This is a genomic window from Streptomyces megasporus (assembly GCF_000718985.1).
In the GTDB taxonomy this organism is placed as follows: Bacteria; Actinomycetota; Actinomycetes; order Streptomycetales; family Streptomycetaceae; genus Streptomyces; species Streptomyces megasporus.
This window is the reverse complement of record NZ_JODL01000008.1, coordinates 88,133-102,651: the sequence shown is the minus strand read 5'-3', so window position 1 is coordinate 102,651 and position 14,519 is coordinate 88,133. Positions and strand designations below refer to the sequence as shown.

The 14,519-nt window shown below is 72.9% G+C and carries 13 protein-coding genes; 9 read left to right on the top strand and 4 right to left on the bottom strand.

Features of this window, described 5'->3' with window-relative positions; all coding sequences use genetic code 11:
* Window positions 1-134: 134 nt before the first annotated feature.
* Genes IF47_RS0109885 through IF47_RS0109875 form a run of 3 tightly spaced genes read right to left on the bottom strand, consistent with a single transcriptional unit; the run spans window position 135 to window position 3,911 of the window.
* Complete coding sequence (locus tag IF47_RS0109885; protein WP_031508155.1) at window positions 135-557, bottom strand: NUDIX hydrolase; 423 nt, start codon at window positions 555-557, stop codon at window positions 135-137.
* A complete protein-coding gene (locus tag IF47_RS0109880) occupies window positions 557-1,714 on the bottom strand; it encodes a CHAD domain-containing protein (protein WP_211257181.1) in 1,158 nt (385 codons plus the stop codon). The genes IF47_RS0109885 and IF47_RS0109880 overlap by 1 nt, the downstream gene beginning before the upstream one ends.
* Complete coding sequence (locus tag IF47_RS0109875) at window positions 1,698-3,911, bottom strand: RNA degradosome polyphosphate kinase (RefSeq protein ID WP_031508152.1); 2,214 nt, start codon at window positions 3,909-3,911, stop codon at window positions 1,698-1,700. Before IF47_RS0109875 ends, IF47_RS0109880 begins: the two co-directional genes overlap by 17 nt.
* Window positions 3,912-4,332: 421 nt before the next feature.
* Between IF47_RS0109875 and IF47_RS0109865 the strand changes: the two genes are divergently transcribed.
* From IF47_RS0109865 to IF47_RS0109845, 6 genes are all read left to right on the top strand, one after another.
* A complete protein-coding gene (locus IF47_RS0109865) occupies window positions 4,333-5,217 on the top strand; it encodes a helix-turn-helix domain-containing protein (RefSeq protein ID WP_078591690.1) in 885 nt (294 codons plus the stop codon).
* The gene (locus IF47_RS0109860) at window positions 5,214-5,420 is read left to right on the top strand and encodes a DUF397 domain-containing protein (RefSeq protein ID WP_031508148.1); all 207 of its coding nucleotides are present in this window, start codon (window positions 5,214-5,216) and stop codon (window positions 5,418-5,420) included. Before IF47_RS0109865 ends, IF47_RS0109860 begins: the two co-directional genes overlap by 4 nt.
* A 43-nt stretch (window positions 5,421-5,463) precedes the next feature.
* A complete protein-coding gene (locus IF47_RS29260; protein WP_078591689.1) occupies window positions 5,464-5,679 on the top strand; it encodes a DUF397 domain-containing protein in 216 nt (71 codons plus the stop codon).
* Entirely contained in the window at window positions 5,676-5,882 is a 207-nt protein-coding gene (locus IF47_RS0109855) for a DUF397 domain-containing protein (RefSeq protein ID WP_031508147.1), read from the top strand. The genes IF47_RS29260 and IF47_RS0109855 overlap by 4 nt, the downstream gene beginning before the upstream one ends.
* Window positions 5,883-5,973: 91 nt before the next feature.
* Window positions 5,974-7,413, top strand: a complete 1,440-nt coding sequence (locus tag IF47_RS0109850) for an SWIM zinc finger family protein (RefSeq protein WP_031508145.1) — start codon at window positions 5,974-5,976, stop codon at window positions 7,411-7,413.
* Window positions 7,410-10,256 carry a DUF6493 family protein gene (locus IF47_RS0109845; RefSeq protein WP_078591688.1) on the top strand — a complete coding sequence of 949 codons (2,847 nt, stop codon included), beginning with the start codon at window positions 7,410-7,412 and terminating at the stop codon, window positions 10,254-10,256. Before IF47_RS0109850 ends, IF47_RS0109845 begins: the two co-directional genes overlap by 4 nt.
* 84 nt (window positions 10,257-10,340) lie before the next feature.
* Here IF47_RS0109845 and mshD read toward each other — a convergent pair whose 3' ends face one another.
* Window positions 10,341-11,252 (bottom strand): mycothiol synthase, encoded by a 912-nt coding sequence (gene mshD / locus IF47_RS0109840; protein WP_031508142.1) that lies wholly within the window; start codon window positions 11,250-11,252, stop codon window positions 10,341-10,343.
* Between the two features lie 131 nt (window positions 11,253-11,383).
* On the opposite strand from mshD, the gene IF47_RS0109835 reads away from it, so the two are divergent.
* From IF47_RS0109835 to IF47_RS0109825, 3 genes are all read left to right on the top strand, one after another.
* Entirely contained in the window at window positions 11,384-13,201 is a 1,818-nt protein-coding gene (locus IF47_RS0109835) for a bifunctional metallophosphatase/5'-nucleotidase (RefSeq protein WP_031508141.1), read from the top strand.
* A 131-nt stretch (window positions 13,202-13,332) separates the two neighbouring features.
* A complete protein-coding gene (locus tag IF47_RS28655; RefSeq protein ID WP_051717350.1) occupies window positions 13,333-13,836 on the top strand; it encodes a hypothetical protein in 504 nt (167 codons plus the stop codon).
* Between the two features lie 130 nt (window positions 13,837-13,966).
* Complete coding sequence (locus tag IF47_RS0109825; protein WP_031508138.1) at window positions 13,967-14,500, top strand: hypothetical protein; 534 nt, start codon at window positions 13,967-13,969, stop codon at window positions 14,498-14,500.
* The last annotated feature ends 19 nt before the right edge of the window (window positions 14,501-14,519 follow it).

The following is a 14,519-nucleotide window of genomic DNA, read 5'->3' as shown; positions in this document are numbered from 1 at the left end:
TCAACTTACTTGAGAGGACACGTCAAATGAGCAGGTCAAAGTAGGTACGGAACAATCCCCTTGAGGGCGCGCGGAGAGCCTGCCGGGAGGAGGGCGGGGAGGGGAGACGAAGGGGGACGGGCCGGACCGAGGCGTCAGAGCAGCTCGTGGGGGAGCACCGTCAGCAGCGCGTCGACCAGCTCGCGGTCCTGGTCCCGGGTGAGCCGCTCCCTGGCCTCCTCCGGGGGCAGCCACAGCAGCCGATCGACCTCGTCGCCGGGCGTGAACGCCCCACCGGTCGCCTCGGCCTCCCAGTAGCGGACCTCCTTGGGCACGTCCCCGACCGTGTACCGCACGGTGGGGAGCATCACGCCCGGCCGGCAGTCCATGCCGGTCTCCTCGCGCACCTCGCGCACCGCCGCGCCCAGGGCTCCCTCGCCCTTCTCGCACTTCCCCTTCGGGTGCGACCAGTCGTCCCACTTGGGACGGTGCACGAGCGCGATCTCGATCCCCGCGCCGGAGCCCGCACGACGCCACAGCACACAGCCCGCCGCACGGATCACCCGGGGGCCGGGCATCAGCGTCCCGCCTCCGCCCCGGACGTCACCGCCGCCGGCGCGGCCTGCGGCGCCACGGGCGCCGGGTGCCACAGCCGTCCGAAACTGAACCGCGCCGCCTCGACCTCGTGCCGCTGGTCGGCGTGGAGGACGCCCAGCGCGTAGGCGGTGGCGGGCGCGATACGGGGGGTGCGGGCGGCGCCGGCCGCCGCGGCGGCGGCCTCGGCCGCGTCCCGGTGCCGGTCGAGCGCCCGGCCGGCGGCGATCAGCGCCGGGTCGTCGTGCCCGACCACCTCGTGGGCGTACCGGCGCAGCCGCACCAGCAGCCGCACCCGGTTCCAGGCGGCGTCGTGCTCCCCGTCGACGGCGAGGGTGTGGGCCAACGCCTCACCGTTGTACGACTGGCGAGCCCGGGTCAGCGGCAGCGCCTCCACGGCCTCCACCGCACGCCGGTGCGCCAGTTCGGCCAGCGGCAGCAGGGCCCCGGCCACGGGACGGGACGCGGCCTCGGACAGCGGCGCCTCGGAGGCCAGGACGGCGACCGCGTCGGCGACGGCGTGGAAGCGGGAGGAGCCGAGCGCCTGGAGTGCGGCGGAGTGGGCGCGGGTGCGGGCGAGGGTCAGTTGCCGCTCCAGCAGCGCCCCGGCCCGGGCCACGCCCGCGTCCAGGCCGCCCCCGGCGGAGGCAGTGCCCCGCCGGGCCGGCCGCGCGGGCGGGACGAGGGCGGGTTCGGCGGACGGCGCGGGGTCGGCGGGTGCGGAGGACAGCCGGTGGAGCGCCGCGAGCAGCCGGTGCAGCCGCGCCTCGTAGGCCGACTCCCGACCCAACACCCCCGCCAGCCAGGCCAGTTCGCCGGAGAGCTGGTCGGCCCAGGCCCCGTCGATCAGCGGCCGGTAGGACTGGAGGGCCGCGCCGATCCGGCGGGCGGAGCGGCGCAGCATCCGCACGGCCTCGGCCGCGACGGCCGCGGACTCCGCGCTGCCCGCGCTCTCCTCGTGCAGGCGCAGGCTGCGCAGGAACTCCGTCGCCTGCCGGTGGAGGTACTCCGCCAGCACCTCGCCCGCCGTGGCGTTCCGCGGGTCGGGGTACTCCCCCGGAAACGGCTCCGGCAGGGTCCCGGCCCCCGGGTCCCCTCCCCCACCGCTCGTTCCGACGGACAGGTCATGTCGCTGGACCACGTCGGCGCCTCCGGGCGTCGATGAGCATTTCCTGGATGTGGTGCAGGGGTCGTCCCTCGGCGTCGGTGGCGTGGCGCGTCCACTCGCCGTCCGGACCCAGGTGCCAGGAGGCGGTGGTGTCCGCCGTGCCCGTCTCCAGCAACTGGTTGAGGGAGGCGCGGTGGCCGGGGTCGGTGACCCTCACCAGCGCCTCGACCCGCCGGTCGAGGTTGCGGTGCATCATGTCGGCGCTGCCGATCCACACCTCGGGGTCGCCTCCGTTGCCGAAGACGAAGACCCGCGAGTGCTCCAGGAAGCGCCCGAGCACGCTGCGCACCCGTATGTTCTCCGACAGCCCCGGCACCCCCGGCCGCAGCGCGCAGATGCCGCGCACCCACACGTCCACCGGGACGCCGGCGCGGGAGGCGCGGTAGAGGGCGTCGACGACCGCCTCGTCGACGATCGAGTTGACCTTGATGCGCACGAAGGCGGGCTGCCCGGCCCGGTGGTGGGCGATCTCCCGGTGAATCCGCCGCACCAGCCCCTTGCGGAGCGAGCTGGGCGCGACGAGCAGTCGACGGTAGCTGGTGCGCCGCGAGTAGCCCGACAGTCGGTTGAACAGGTCCGACAGGTCCGCGCCGACCTGCGGATCGGCGGTGAGCAGGCCCAGGTCCTCGTAGAGACGGGCGGTCTTGGGGTGGTAGTTGCCCGTCCCGACGTGGCTGTACCGCCGCAGCGTGTCGCCCTCCTGCCGCACCACCAGCGACAGCTTGCAGTGCGTCTTGAGGCCCACCAGCCCGTAGACGACGTGGCAGCCGGCCTCCTCCAGCTTCCGCGCCCACTTGATGTTGGCCTGCTCGTCGAAGCGCGCCTTGATCTCGACCAGCACCAGCACCTGCTTGCCGGACTCGGCCGCGTCTATCAGCGCGTCCACGATCGGGGAGTCGCCGGAGGTCCGGTACAGCGTCTGCTTGATCGCCAGCACGTCCGGGTCGGCGGCGGCCTGCTCCAGGAAACGCTGCACGGAGGTGGAGAAGGAGTCGTACGGGTGGTGGAGCAGCACGTCCCGCCTGTTCAGCGCCGCGAAGACGTCGGGCGCCGACGCCGACTCCACCTCGGCGAGGTCGCGGTGGGTCCCGGCGACGAACTTGGGGTACTTCAGCTCGGGCCGGTCCAGCGCGGAGATGCCGAACAGACCGGTGAGGTCCAGCGGGCCGGGCAGCGGGTACACCTCGGCCTCGGAGATCTTCAGCTCCCGCACCAGCAGGTCCAGCACGTACGGGTCGATGCTCTCCTCGACCTCCAGACGCACCGGCGGCCCGAAACGGCGCCGCATCAGCTCCTTCTCCAGCGCCTGGAGGATGTTCTCGGCGTCGTCCTCCTCGACCTCCAGGTCCTCGTTGCGGGTGACCCGGAACATGTGGTGGGCGAGGACCTCCATCCCGGGGAACAGCTCCTCCAGGTGGGCGGCGATCACGTCCTCGACGGGCACGTACCGCTGCGGGGACGCCTCCAGGAACCGCGACAGCAGCGGCGGCACCTTCACACGCGCGAAGTGGTCGTGGCCGCTGACCGGGTTGCGCACCACCACGGCGAGGTTCAGCGACAGTCCGGAGATGTAGGGGAACGGGTGCGCCGGGTCGACCGCCAGCGGGGTCAGGACGGGGTAGATCTGCTGCCGGAAGAGGGTGAACAGACGGGACTGCTCCTCCTCGGTCAGCTCCGGCCAGCGGATGAGGTGGATGCCCTCGTCGGCCAGGGCGGGCAGGACGTCCTGCTGGAAGCAGGCGGCGTGCCGGGCCATGAGCTCCCGCGAGCGGGTCCAGATCTGCTCCAGCACCTCGCGCGGCTGGAGGCCGGAGGCGGAGCGGGTGGCGACGCCGGTGGCGATGCGCCGCTTGAGACCGGCGACGCGCACCATGAAGAACTCGTCGAGGTTGTTGGCGAAGATCGCCAGGAAGTTGGCGCGCTCCAGCAGCGGCGTGCTCGGGTCCTCGGCCAGCTCCAGCACCCGCTCGTTGAAGGCGAGCCAGCTCCGCTCGCGGTCGAGGAAACGTCCCTGCGGAAGCTCCTCGTCCCTGTCCTCGGGGCCTTCCCCCTCCGGGTAGGCGTCCACGTCGAGGTCGATCCCCGGCTCCGGGGCGGGCTCGGACGGGACCACGACGTTCGAACGCGAGGCGGCGATGGAACCGACGGAAGGCTGGGCGGACTGGCTCATTCTTCCATTCTTCCGCGCCGCGAGGATTGCCGGCGCGTCGAGAAACCGCGCCGGTCGTGACCTGCGGTTCGCACTCGACACGACGGGCTGCATTCCGTGATGCTCGCAAGCGAGTTTGAATCGCCGGTTAAGCAGACATGGCCACCAGGCGATCCCCGCGCCTCGCCTGGGTGTGCGGACTTCCCGTGGTTCGCTCCGGCGAACGTGCGCGTCGAGGGAGCGGAAGATGCGGAATTTCCAGTTCGAGTGATTTTCGATCCTTCGCTACACAGAGTCACGTTCCTTTGCTTAGAGTCGTCTTCGGTGACGCTCGGGCAACGGACGGTTGTGCGGGTGCGGCCCGATTCTGTGCGGCCTGCTCGGGGTGACATGCCGGGGCGGGCGCCGTTGGACACGGGCACGAACGGAGGTGAGGACGCACATGACCGTGGACAGTGAGTACGCGGCCCGCAAGGCGCACACGACGGACGGCGCGGACGGCACGTCCTGGCAAGCGGAGTGGGACGACGAGTACGGGGCGGTGGTGCGGGCCGCCGGCCGCCAGATCAAGTTGTGGCGGGAGGCGGCCGGGCTGACGCAGGCGGAGCTGGGCGAGGCCATCGGATACAGCCTGGGCATGGTCTCGGCCGTGGAGCGGGCCAAGCGCCTGCCGCACCCGGAGTTCCTGACCAAAGCGGACGCGGTCCTGGGCGCGGGCGGCAAGCTCGCGGCGATGAAGGACGACGTGGCGGAGGCGCGCTATCCGAAGAAGGTCCGCGATCTGGCCAGGCTGGAGGCCGAGGCCGTCGAGATGGGCGCGTACGGCAACCACAACATGCATGGTCTATTGCAGACAGAGGAATACACGCGGGCGTTGTTCGAGATGCGACTCCCCACGTACAGCGCGGATGACATCGAGCGGCACGTGGCCGCTCGTATGGCTCGACAGAGGATCTTCGAACGGCAGCCTGTTCCACTCCTGGCCTTTGTCCAGGAAGAGGCGACGCTCCGACGCCCACTCGGGGGCAGAATGGTGCTGCGACGCCAGCTCGAACGCCTGCTGGAAGTCGGACAGTTGCGGCACGTCGAGATTCAGGTGATGCCGACGAGCCGCGAAAAACACGCCGGGATGGCTGGTGAACTGCGTGTGCTGAAGCTCGGGGACGGCTCGGCGGTGGGGTACTCGGAAGCTCAGCTCACCAGCCGCCTGGTTTCCGATCCCAAGGAGGTCCAGATCCTTGAGATGCGGTACGGAATGATCCGAGCGCAGGCTCTCACCCCACGTGAGTCGCTGGCCTTCATTGAGAAAGTCCTGGGAGAGACATGACCTTCAACCCTTCCGCCGGGAACGGCTCCGCGCTGGAGTGGATCAAGAGCAGCCACAGCAGCAACGACGGCCCCGACTGCGTGGAGGTCGCGGCCACCCCTGACACCATCCGCGTCCGCGACTCCAAGCACATACAGGGGCCGCACCTCGCCTTCACTCCAGGAGCCTGGGCCGACTTCCTCGCGCACGCCGCCGAGCGGTAACGGCCACCGCCCTGCCGGGCACGACCACGGAACGGGGAGGACCATGACATCCACACCTTCCACCGAAGCTGTTTCCACACTGGAGTGGATCAAGAGCAGCCACAGCACTCCTGATGGTCCCGACTGTGTCGAGGTCGCGACCGCACCCGACACCGTCCGCGTCCGCGACTCCAAACACATACACGGTCCGCGCCTCGTCTTCACCCCAGGGGCCTGGTCCGACTTCCTCACCCGCACCGCCGGACGGGGAGAATCGTGACGACCACCCCCTCTGCCAAGAGCGGCTCCGCGCTGGAGTGGATCAAGAGCAGTCACAGCACCGACGACGGCCCCGCGTGCCTGGAGGTCGCGGCCACCTCTGACACAGTCCGCGTCCGCGACTCCAAGCGCGTACACGGGCCGCACCTCGCCTTCGAACCCACCGCTTGGGCCGAGTTCCTGGCCCACGCCACGGGCCACTGAGCGTCGCTCCGCCCGTGGGTGCGGGCGGAGCGGTCCCGAACTCCGCAACGAACACGGCCACTTGTCAGTGGCGGGTCGTACGTTCTGCGCCATGACCACGACAGCGGTGCAGACGTACACCTATCTCCGTCCCTCGGCCGTGCGGAACGGTCCGGGCGGTCCCGCGCTCGCGTTGGAGACCTCCGGTGGGGCGACGCCGACGGGCGTGAGCGCCCATCCCCGGTTCTTCGCCGGGTTCGTGACCGCGCCCGAGGCCGCCGCCGCGGCGCTGCTGTCCGTCGCCGACGTCGCCTCGGCCCGCTACTACCAGCGGCCGGCCGCTGCCTCGCTCGACCCGGTGGTGACGGGCAACGGCGACCGGCTGCGGTTCGAGTCGTTCTCCGGCTGCTGCGGCGTCTACGCCCGTCTCGACATCCTCGACGAGGGGCTGGACGGGGACGACATCGGCCACGGCACCACGAACGTGGACGTCAACACCCCGCTGCGCGACGCCCTCGTCCGCGTCGGGCCCTCGGATCCGCTGCACCTCCAGGTCGGTCCGGACGATCTGACGGTGACCACGTTCGACGGGCCGGTGGTGGAGAAGAAGGTGCCGCTGCCGGATCGCTGGCTGCGCGGGTTCGCCGAGACGCAGGTGATCGCCTCCGCCTTCGACCTGCGGGCGGAGGTCACCGCCGCCGAGGCCGTCCGCTTCCTGCGCACTCTGCCGCGCGTCCGCTCCGGTTCGGGCTCGGCCGCCTGGGTGGTGCAGGCCGGGCGCGGTCTGCGGCTGACCAGCCGTGCCGTCCCCGGCGCCGTCTGCCTGCCCGGCCCCGACCGGCTCTCGGCCCTGCTGCGGGTGCTGCGCCACGCGACCGGGTTGCGCCTGTACGGTCCGCCGGTGACGGCCGCGAGCGCCCCGGTCGCCGGAGCGTGGGAGGTGGTGCTGCCGGGGATGCGCCTGACGCTCACCCTCTCCCCCGACCCCGCCCGCGGCTTCTCCGGCGAAGGCGCGGTGCTGGACGCCCTGGCCACGGAGGAGGCCGCCGAGGACGCCGATCTGGTCTCGGTCCTGCTGGCCTGGGAGCCGCGCGTGGACATCGCCGAGCTGGCCCGGCAGTCGGGTCTGACGCCCGAGCGGGTGCGCGCCGCACTGACCGTGCTCGGCACCGCCGGCCGGATCGGCTACGACACCGCCGAGGCCGCGTACTTCCACCGCGAGCTGCCCTACGACGCCGGGCGCGTCGAGCGCGACAACCCCCGGCTGCGGGCCGCCCGCGATCTGGTGGCGGCCGGGGCGGTTCGCCGGGAGGCGGACGGCACCTTCACCGTCACCACGGGTACCGAGGAAGGCGCTGCCCACCGGGTGCGCTCCGACGGCGACGTGCTGAGCTGCACCTGCCGGTGGTGGGCCCGTTACCGGGGCGGGCGCGGCCCGTGCAGCCACGCCCTGGCCGTGCGGATCGTCCTCGACACCGCCGAGTCCCCCGTCGAATCCTCCGCCGAGTCCTCCGCCGACTCCTCCGCGACGGTCCTGGGAGGTGCCCGGTGAGCGGCGCCCTGGCCCGACTGGTGCGGATGCGGGCGCGCACGGACAACCTGCCCGCGGAGGAACGGAAACTGCTCGACGAGGCCGAGCGGACACTCGACCCGGACGCGTACGCGGTGCTGCTCGCGGTGGCCGACGGCGAGCACAAGCGCCTCCCCGAGCTGATCGCCGGCCTCTCCGAGAAGCAGCGGCGCTCCTGCGTCCCCCACCTGAAGACGTGGCGCACCCTGATGCGCGAGACATGGAACCTGGAGGCCCGGCCCCGCAAGCGGGCCCTGGTGATCGCGGGCGCCGGCTGCCACACGGGCGCGGCCGCCGCCGCCCAGTGGCTCGCGCACGACGACCTGGTCCTGGTGGAACCGTTCGACGTCCACCTGCTCCTGACCGTCCTCGCCGACCGTCCCGCGCCGTGGCTGGGCGACGTCGCCCACCGCCTCGCCGACCGCATACGGCCGGACGACACATGGAGGTGGGCGCACTACACCCTGACCGAGCGGCTGGTCCTCCTCGCCGGGTGCCCCGTGCCGGACGGCGACGGGTTCGTTCTCGCCTGGGTGCGGGAGCGGATGTTTCCGGAGCGGTCCCTGCTCTGGCCCGGTGTCGTGGACGGCGCCCTGACACCGCCCCTGCCCTCGGCGGTCGGCGTGCGGTCCGGCACGCTCGTCGAGCGGCTGCGCTCCGACCCGTTCCTGGACGCGCTCGCCCCGCGCCTGTTCGAGGTGGACGGCGTCGGCGCCCTGCTGGACGGCTGGGGCACCGTCCCCGACCGCGACGGGTCCTCCTGGTCCGGTGCCCTGACGGCACTCGCCGCCGAGGGGCGCCTGGACCGCGCCGCCCTGCTCGACGGCTGCCTGTCGCGGCTGCTGCGCGGCGGGCGCCCGACCGAACTGCGCGGTTTCCTGGCCCTGTTGAAGGCCCTCGACCCCACCGACGACGAGTACGCGGCCCGCACCACGGTGCTGCTGCGGCTGCTGCCCGATGCCCCCTCCACCGTCGCCTCGCTCGCTCAGGAGCGGCTGGCCGCGCTGGACGCGGACGGTCGGCTGGACGTCGAGCACCTGGTGGAAGCGTCGCGGACGGTGTTGTTCCGGACGGAGAAGAAGCTCGTGCGGGCCCAGCTCACCTGGCTGGACACCGCCGCCCGCCGTGACCGGAAGCGCGCCGGGGCCGTCGTCCTGGCCGCCGCCGACGCCTTCGGCCACGAGGACGCGGCCGTGCAGGAGCGGGCACTGAACCTGATGTCCCGCCACCTGAAGCACGCCGGGGATGCCGTGCGCGGCGAACTGGCCGACGCCGCCGCGTCGTTGAGCCCCGCTCTGCGGCCCCGCGCCGCCGAGCTGTTGGGGTTGGAGCCGCTCACCGACGAGTCCGCCGGGCCCGTGGAGGACGTCCTCCCGCCCGTCCCCGAGCCGGCCCCGATGCCGCCGCCCCTGGCCACCGCCGCCGAGGTCGCCGAGGAGGTGAACGCCGTCCTGGCCGCCGCCGAGGCGGCCGAGCGCAGCGGTTCCGTCACGGCCGGCGGCCCCGACGCGACCGCCTTCGAACGGGCCCTGGACGGCCTGGTCCGCCACGCCCACCGGGACCGGAGGGGCCTGGTGCGGGCGCTGAGGCCGGTCGTCCGCGCTCACCCCTGGCACGATCACCACGACGAGTGGTGGGGCGACGCGGGGGCGGGGGAGTTGCGCTTCCTGGTGGCGGTGCTGTGCGGCGAGGCTCCCGGCGACGCCCCCTCGGCGCCGGGCTCCGAGGCCGTGGCGCACCTGCGCCGGCAGAACCTCACCCCCTTCGGCCGGGTCCTCGCGGCGCGTCTGCTGGAAGCCGCCTGGTGGGTGGTGAACGACCCCCCGCCGTTCCTGCTGGCCACCCCCACCACCGTCGACGGGCGAATCGCCCCGGCCGAACTCATCGCCCGACTGGCCGAGTACGAACGGACGGGTGCCACACCCGGCCCCTGCGACCTGGACCAGGCGCTGCTGCGTCTGGACACCGCCGCCGTCACCCCGGAGGTCCCGGAGGCGGCCGGACGTCTGGGCAGCCCGGCCGGGCGCAGGCTCCGCGCCTGGCTGGAAGCCGGCGGCCTGTCCCTCCCGGAGCCCGTGCGCGAGGTGCGGACGGTGCGCTCCACCGGCTACGACCCCACCGTCACCCGGGTGGTGCTCTCCGCCCCCGCCCCGGTCGTCCCGTGCGAACCCGCCCCCGGGTTCCGGCGGCTGCTGAGCGCGTGCGACGCCCCGGACAAGCGGAACACCTACGCCTGGCACTCCGGCGTCCGCCTGTGGCCCACCGTCCTGCCCAACCACCGCGAGCTGGTGGCCCTGTGCCTCCAGTCCACCTTCGCCGCCGCGGCCGACGACGGGCTGCGCGGCGGTGCGGCGCTGCTGCCCGTCCTGGCCGAGGCGGGAGGTCCGGCCGGGGCGGCCGTGCACCTGGGCCTGGCCCACGCGCTCGGCGCGCGGCATCCGGAGGACCGGACGGCGGCCGTGGACGCGCTGCTGCTCCTCGCGGCGCGCGGCGACCTCGACCCGACGCGGCTGGGGCGGGACGTGGCCGAAACGGTGTCGGTGGGCACGGTGAAGCCGAACCGGTTGCTGGAGTCCCTTCGGGAGACGGCCCGCGCCGGTGCGCCGGGGGTGGTGTGGTCGGTGCTGGCCGCCGCGCTGCCCGCCCTGTTGGCGTTCGACCGGCCGCCCCGAGGGCTGCCCGACCTGTTGGCCCTGGGCGCGGAGTGCGCCGGGGCGTCGGGCGCGCGGGAGCCGGTGGACGGGCTGGCGGAGGTCGCCGCGCGGGGCGGCGGCGGTCGGCTGGTGAAGGAGGCCCGGCGGCTGCGGGACACGCTGGCGGGGTGAGGCGGACGGGACGCGAACGGGATACGGACGGGGTCGGCCGCCGCGGCGTGCGCGGCGGCCGACCCCGGTCTCGGGTTTCGGGTCTCAGGTCTCCGCGCGGTACATAAGATCCACCTCGTGGATGCGGAAGCCCAACCGGTCGTAGAGCGACACGGCCGCCTTGTTGTCGGCGTCCACGTAGAGCATCCCGGTCGGCAGGCCGCGGTCGCGGGCGAGGTAGCGCAGGCCCACCACCGTCAGCGCCTTGCCCAAGCCGCTGCCCTGGGCCTCGGGGGTGACGCCGACGACGTAGACCTCGCCGATCTGTTCGGCGCTGTGGACCTTGGTCCAGTGGAAGCCGACGATCTCCTCGCCTCCCTCCTCGTCGTCGCGCACGGCGAGGAAGAAGCCCTTGGGGTCGAACCACGGTTCGGCCTTGCGGTCGTCGAGGTCGCGCTGGGTCATGCCGCCCTGCTCGGGGTGGTGGGCGAAGGCGGCGGCGTTGGCGGCCAGCCAGGCCGCGTCGTCCCGCCCGGGGACGAAGGTCCGCAGCCGCACCCCCGGCGGCAGCGCGGGCTCGGGCAGGTTCAGGTCGGTCAGCGGGCGGCGCATCTGCCGCAGTTCGCGGAAGAGCGTGAGCCCCAGCAGCCGGGCCAGGTGCCGGGCGGCCGGGTGTCCGCCGTGCGCCCACACCCTCAGCCGCCTGCCCGACGCCTCCAGCAGCGCGCGGCCGAGTGCCCGGCCGTGCCCCTGACGCCGGTGGGCGGGGTGGACGACGAACTCCCCGGCGGGCGCTTCCACCGGGTCGGTGTCCTCCAGTTGGCCGTATCCGACCAGCTCGCCTCGCTCCCATACCAGCAGGTGGCGCACGCCCTCTCGGCGTCCGCCGCGCAGTTGGAGGCGCCCCTGCTCGGACACGGCAGGCTGGCCGTCCACGCGGGCCGCCTCGTCGATCAGCTCTTGAGCGCGCCGGACGACCTCGGCCGACACCTCGTCCACAACCACCACGTCGCTCATGGGGAAAGCCTACGCAGCTTCGAAACGTGTCGGTTACCTCTGGAACCATGACACGCTACGCGCGTTGACCTAGGCTGCCCCTCGCCCACTTAGGCCATTCATGACCCTGACAAGGGAACAGAAGGGGACAGATGGTGTCCACTCCACCCAGACGGCCTGCCCTCTCCCGTGGACTCACCGCCGTCGCGGCCGGCCTGGTGACGGTCGGCGTGCTCGCCGCCGCCATGCCCGCCGCGCAGGCCACCCCGGAGACGGCCCCCGGCGCGCACGGCGGCCCCGGCAAGCACCACGGCCGCACCGTCGACCTCCAGGTGCTCGCCATCAACGACTTCCACGGCAACCTGGAACCCCCCACCGGTTCCTCCGGACGTGTCACCCGTCAGCACCCGGACGGCACCACCGAACAGATCGACGCGGGCGGCGTCGAATACCTCGCCACCGCCCTCCGGGAGGCCCGGAAGGGCCGGTCCCACTCGATCACCGTCGCGCCCGGCGACATCGTCGGCGCCAGCCCGCTGCTGTCGGGCCTCTTCCACGACGAGCCCACCATCGAGGCGATGAACGCCCTGGGCATGGACGTCGTGGGCGTCGGCAACCACGAGTTCGACGAGGGCGCGGCCGAGCTGAAGCGCCTTCAGGAGGGCGGCTGCCACCCCGAGGACGGCTGCTACGCCGAGGGCCGCGTCTTCGAGGGCGCCGACTTCCCGATCCTCGCGGCCAACGTCGTCGACGAGAAGACCGGCAAGCCGCTGCTGGCGCCCTACACGATCACGAAGACGAAGGGCGTCAAGGTCGGTTTCATCGGCGTCACCCTGGAGGGGACGCCGGACATCGTCTCGGCCGAGGGCGTCAAGGGCCTGAAGTTCCTCGACGAGGCCGAGACCCTCGACAAGTACACCAGGGAACTGCGCCGCAAGGGCGTCAACGCCGTCATCGCGCTGGTCCACGAGGGCGGCACCCCGGCCTCCACCGCCTACAACGCCGACTGCGGCAAGGACGGCGCGAACCTCTCCGGCCCGATCGTCGACATCGCCAAGCGGACGAACGCGGGCGTGGACGCGCTGATCACCGGTCACACCCACCAGCCGTACGTCTGCTCCATCCCGGACCCGAGGGGCGAGGAGCGCCTGGTCACCTCCGCCGCCTCCTTCGGCCGGCTGTTCACCGAGCTGACCATGGAGTACGACCGCCGCACCGGCGACATCGTGCGGGCCTCCGTCGAGGGCACCAACCACGTCGTCCACCGCAACCGGGAGAAGGCCGCCGACCTCACCGACCTGGTCGGCTACTGGCAGACGCTGGCCGAGCCCGTCGCGGGCCGGCCCATCGGCTGGATCTCCGAGGACATCACCGCCGACCGGAACACCGTCGAGTCCCCGCTGGGCGACCTGATCGCCGACGCGCAACTCGCCCACGCCAAGGCGCTGGACCCGAGGACGGACCTGGCCCTGATGAACCCCGGCGGCATCCGCGCCGACCTGGTGTACGCGGCCTCCGGCGGCGAGGGCGACGGCGTGGTCACCTACGCCGAGGGCTTCACCGTCCAGCCGTTCTCCAACACCGTCAACCTGACCACCCTCACCGGCGCGCAACTGCTGTCGGTGCTGCGCGAACAGGTCAGCGGCCCCAACGAGGCGTCCCCGAAGTTCCTCCAGGTCTCGTCCGGCCTCACCTACACGGTGGACCTCACCAAGTCCGGCGCGGACCGGATCGTCGCCGACTCGGTGCGGCTGCACGGCGAGCCGATCGACCCCTCGGCCTCCTACCGCGTCGCGGCGAACTCCTTCCTGGCGGGCGGCGGCGACGGCTTCGCCACCCTCGCGCAGGGCACCGACCCGCTGGTGGGCGGCGACGACCTGGCGGCCCTCCAGGAGTACCTGACCGCCAACTCCTCCGCCTCCGCCCCGCTCGACGCGCCGGCGGCGGACCGGATCACGGTCGTCCGGTAACCCCCACCACCGGACGACCCTCCCCGCGGGCCGCCTCGCCGGACGGCCCGCGGACCTCCCCCCACAGCGCCGCCGACCGGCCCCCACCCGGTCGGCGGCGCACCCGTTCCACCCCCCGTAGGGTGTGGCCCATGCGTCACGACGACGACCACGAACCCGTCTTCATCCGCAGCAAATGGGGGACGAACCGCTACGTCTACAACCACCGCAACCCGGTGGGCAGGACGCTCATCGTGCTCTCCCTGCTCGTCGCCGGCGCCGGCCTCCTGATGATGCCCGGCCGGCCGTCGTTCGGCGAGGGCGATCTGCGCGACGCCGTCCACGAGGCGACCGACGCCCTGGCCGCACGGCCGCACACCCTGTCCGAGTACGGGTCCCCGGCCCAACAGATCGCGGACCTGATCGAGGAGGCCGTCGACGACGCCGACGACTCGTGGCTCCCCGGCCCCGACGTCACCGTCGAGCCCATGGGGAAGCACGGCCCCTACCAGATCACCGCAAGCGGCACGGACACCGCCTTCTGCATGAACGTCGCGCGGTCCGCCGTGGACGCGGGCGACGGCTCGGGATCGGACGGCGACATGTACGCCGCCGAGTACGACCTGATCCCCTCCCTCCGGGAAGGCCGCTGCTGACCCCGTCCCGGTGGGGCTCCTCGGGACGCTTCCACGCCAACACCCTTGATAAGCACATGTGTTGACAGCGCGCACGACGAACCGGTTGGGTCGACGGCGAACCGAGAGCCGTGCCGTCGAGGAGGACCGAGTGAAGCGACGTGTCGCGTTCGTACTGGCCGCCGTGTGCGCGGCGGGGCTGCTCCCCGCGGCGACGGCCGCCGCCGACGGCCCGGCCCGGGGCCCGGCTCCCGAACCGTGGGAGCCGTACGTGGACCACGGCTTCTCGGTGCCGGCCGGGTACGTCTGCTCCTTCCCCCTGACGTCGACCCCGCTGGAGCAGGACATGGTCAAGCGGGTGCTGGAGCGGTACCCCGACGGCGCCGTCAAGCGCGAGGAGTACAAGGGCCCGCTGGTGGTCGAGTTCGAGAACACCGACACCGGCGCGACCACCGTGCGCGACATCAGCGGCCACGCCTTCCCCAAGTACCGGGAGGACGGCCGGTACGAGCGGTACGTCGCCTTCGGCCCGGTGGGCTTCGGGATGCGCGAGGGGGACGAGTTCCCCCGGGGTTTCTGGGTCGTCGACGGCTTCCACGTGGTGGAGTTCGCCGAGGACGGCACCCGCCGCTTCTCGGTGATGGAGGGCACGCAGGAGAACATCTGCGAGGCCCTGGGCGACTGATCCCGCCGACGGCACACCC

Coding starts and splice junctions, on each gene's coding strand:
- IF47_RS0109875 (WP_031508152.1), bottom strand. CDS start 3,911: ATGAGCCAGTCCGCCCAGCCTTCCGTCGGTTCCATCGCCGCCTCGCGT.
- IF47_RS0109885 (WP_031508155.1), bottom strand. CDS start 557: ATGCCCGGCCCCCGGGTGATCCGTGCGGCGGGCTGTGTGCTGTGGCGT.
- IF47_RS0109865 (WP_078591690.1), top strand. CDS start 4,333: ATGACCGTGGACAGTGAGTACGCGGCCCGCAAGGCGCACACGACGGAC.
- IF47_RS29260 (WP_078591689.1), top strand. CDS start 5,464: ATGACATCCACACCTTCCACCGAAGCTGTTTCCACACTGGAGTGGATC.
- IF47_RS28655 (WP_051717350.1), top strand. CDS start 13,333: ATGCGTCACGACGACGACCACGAACCCGTCTTCATCCGCAGCAAATGG.
- IF47_RS0109860 (WP_031508148.1), top strand. CDS start 5,214: ATGACCTTCAACCCTTCCGCCGGGAACGGCTCCGCGCTGGAGTGGATC.
- IF47_RS0109850 (WP_031508145.1), top strand. CDS start 5,974: ATGACCACGACAGCGGTGCAGACGTACACCTATCTCCGTCCCTCGGCC.
- mshD (WP_031508142.1), bottom strand. CDS start 11,252: ATGAGCGACGTGGTGGTTGTGGACGAGGTGTCGGCCGAGGTCGTCCGG.
- IF47_RS0109835 (WP_031508141.1), top strand. CDS start 11,384: ATGGTGTCCACTCCACCCAGACGGCCTGCCCTCTCCCGTGGACTCACC.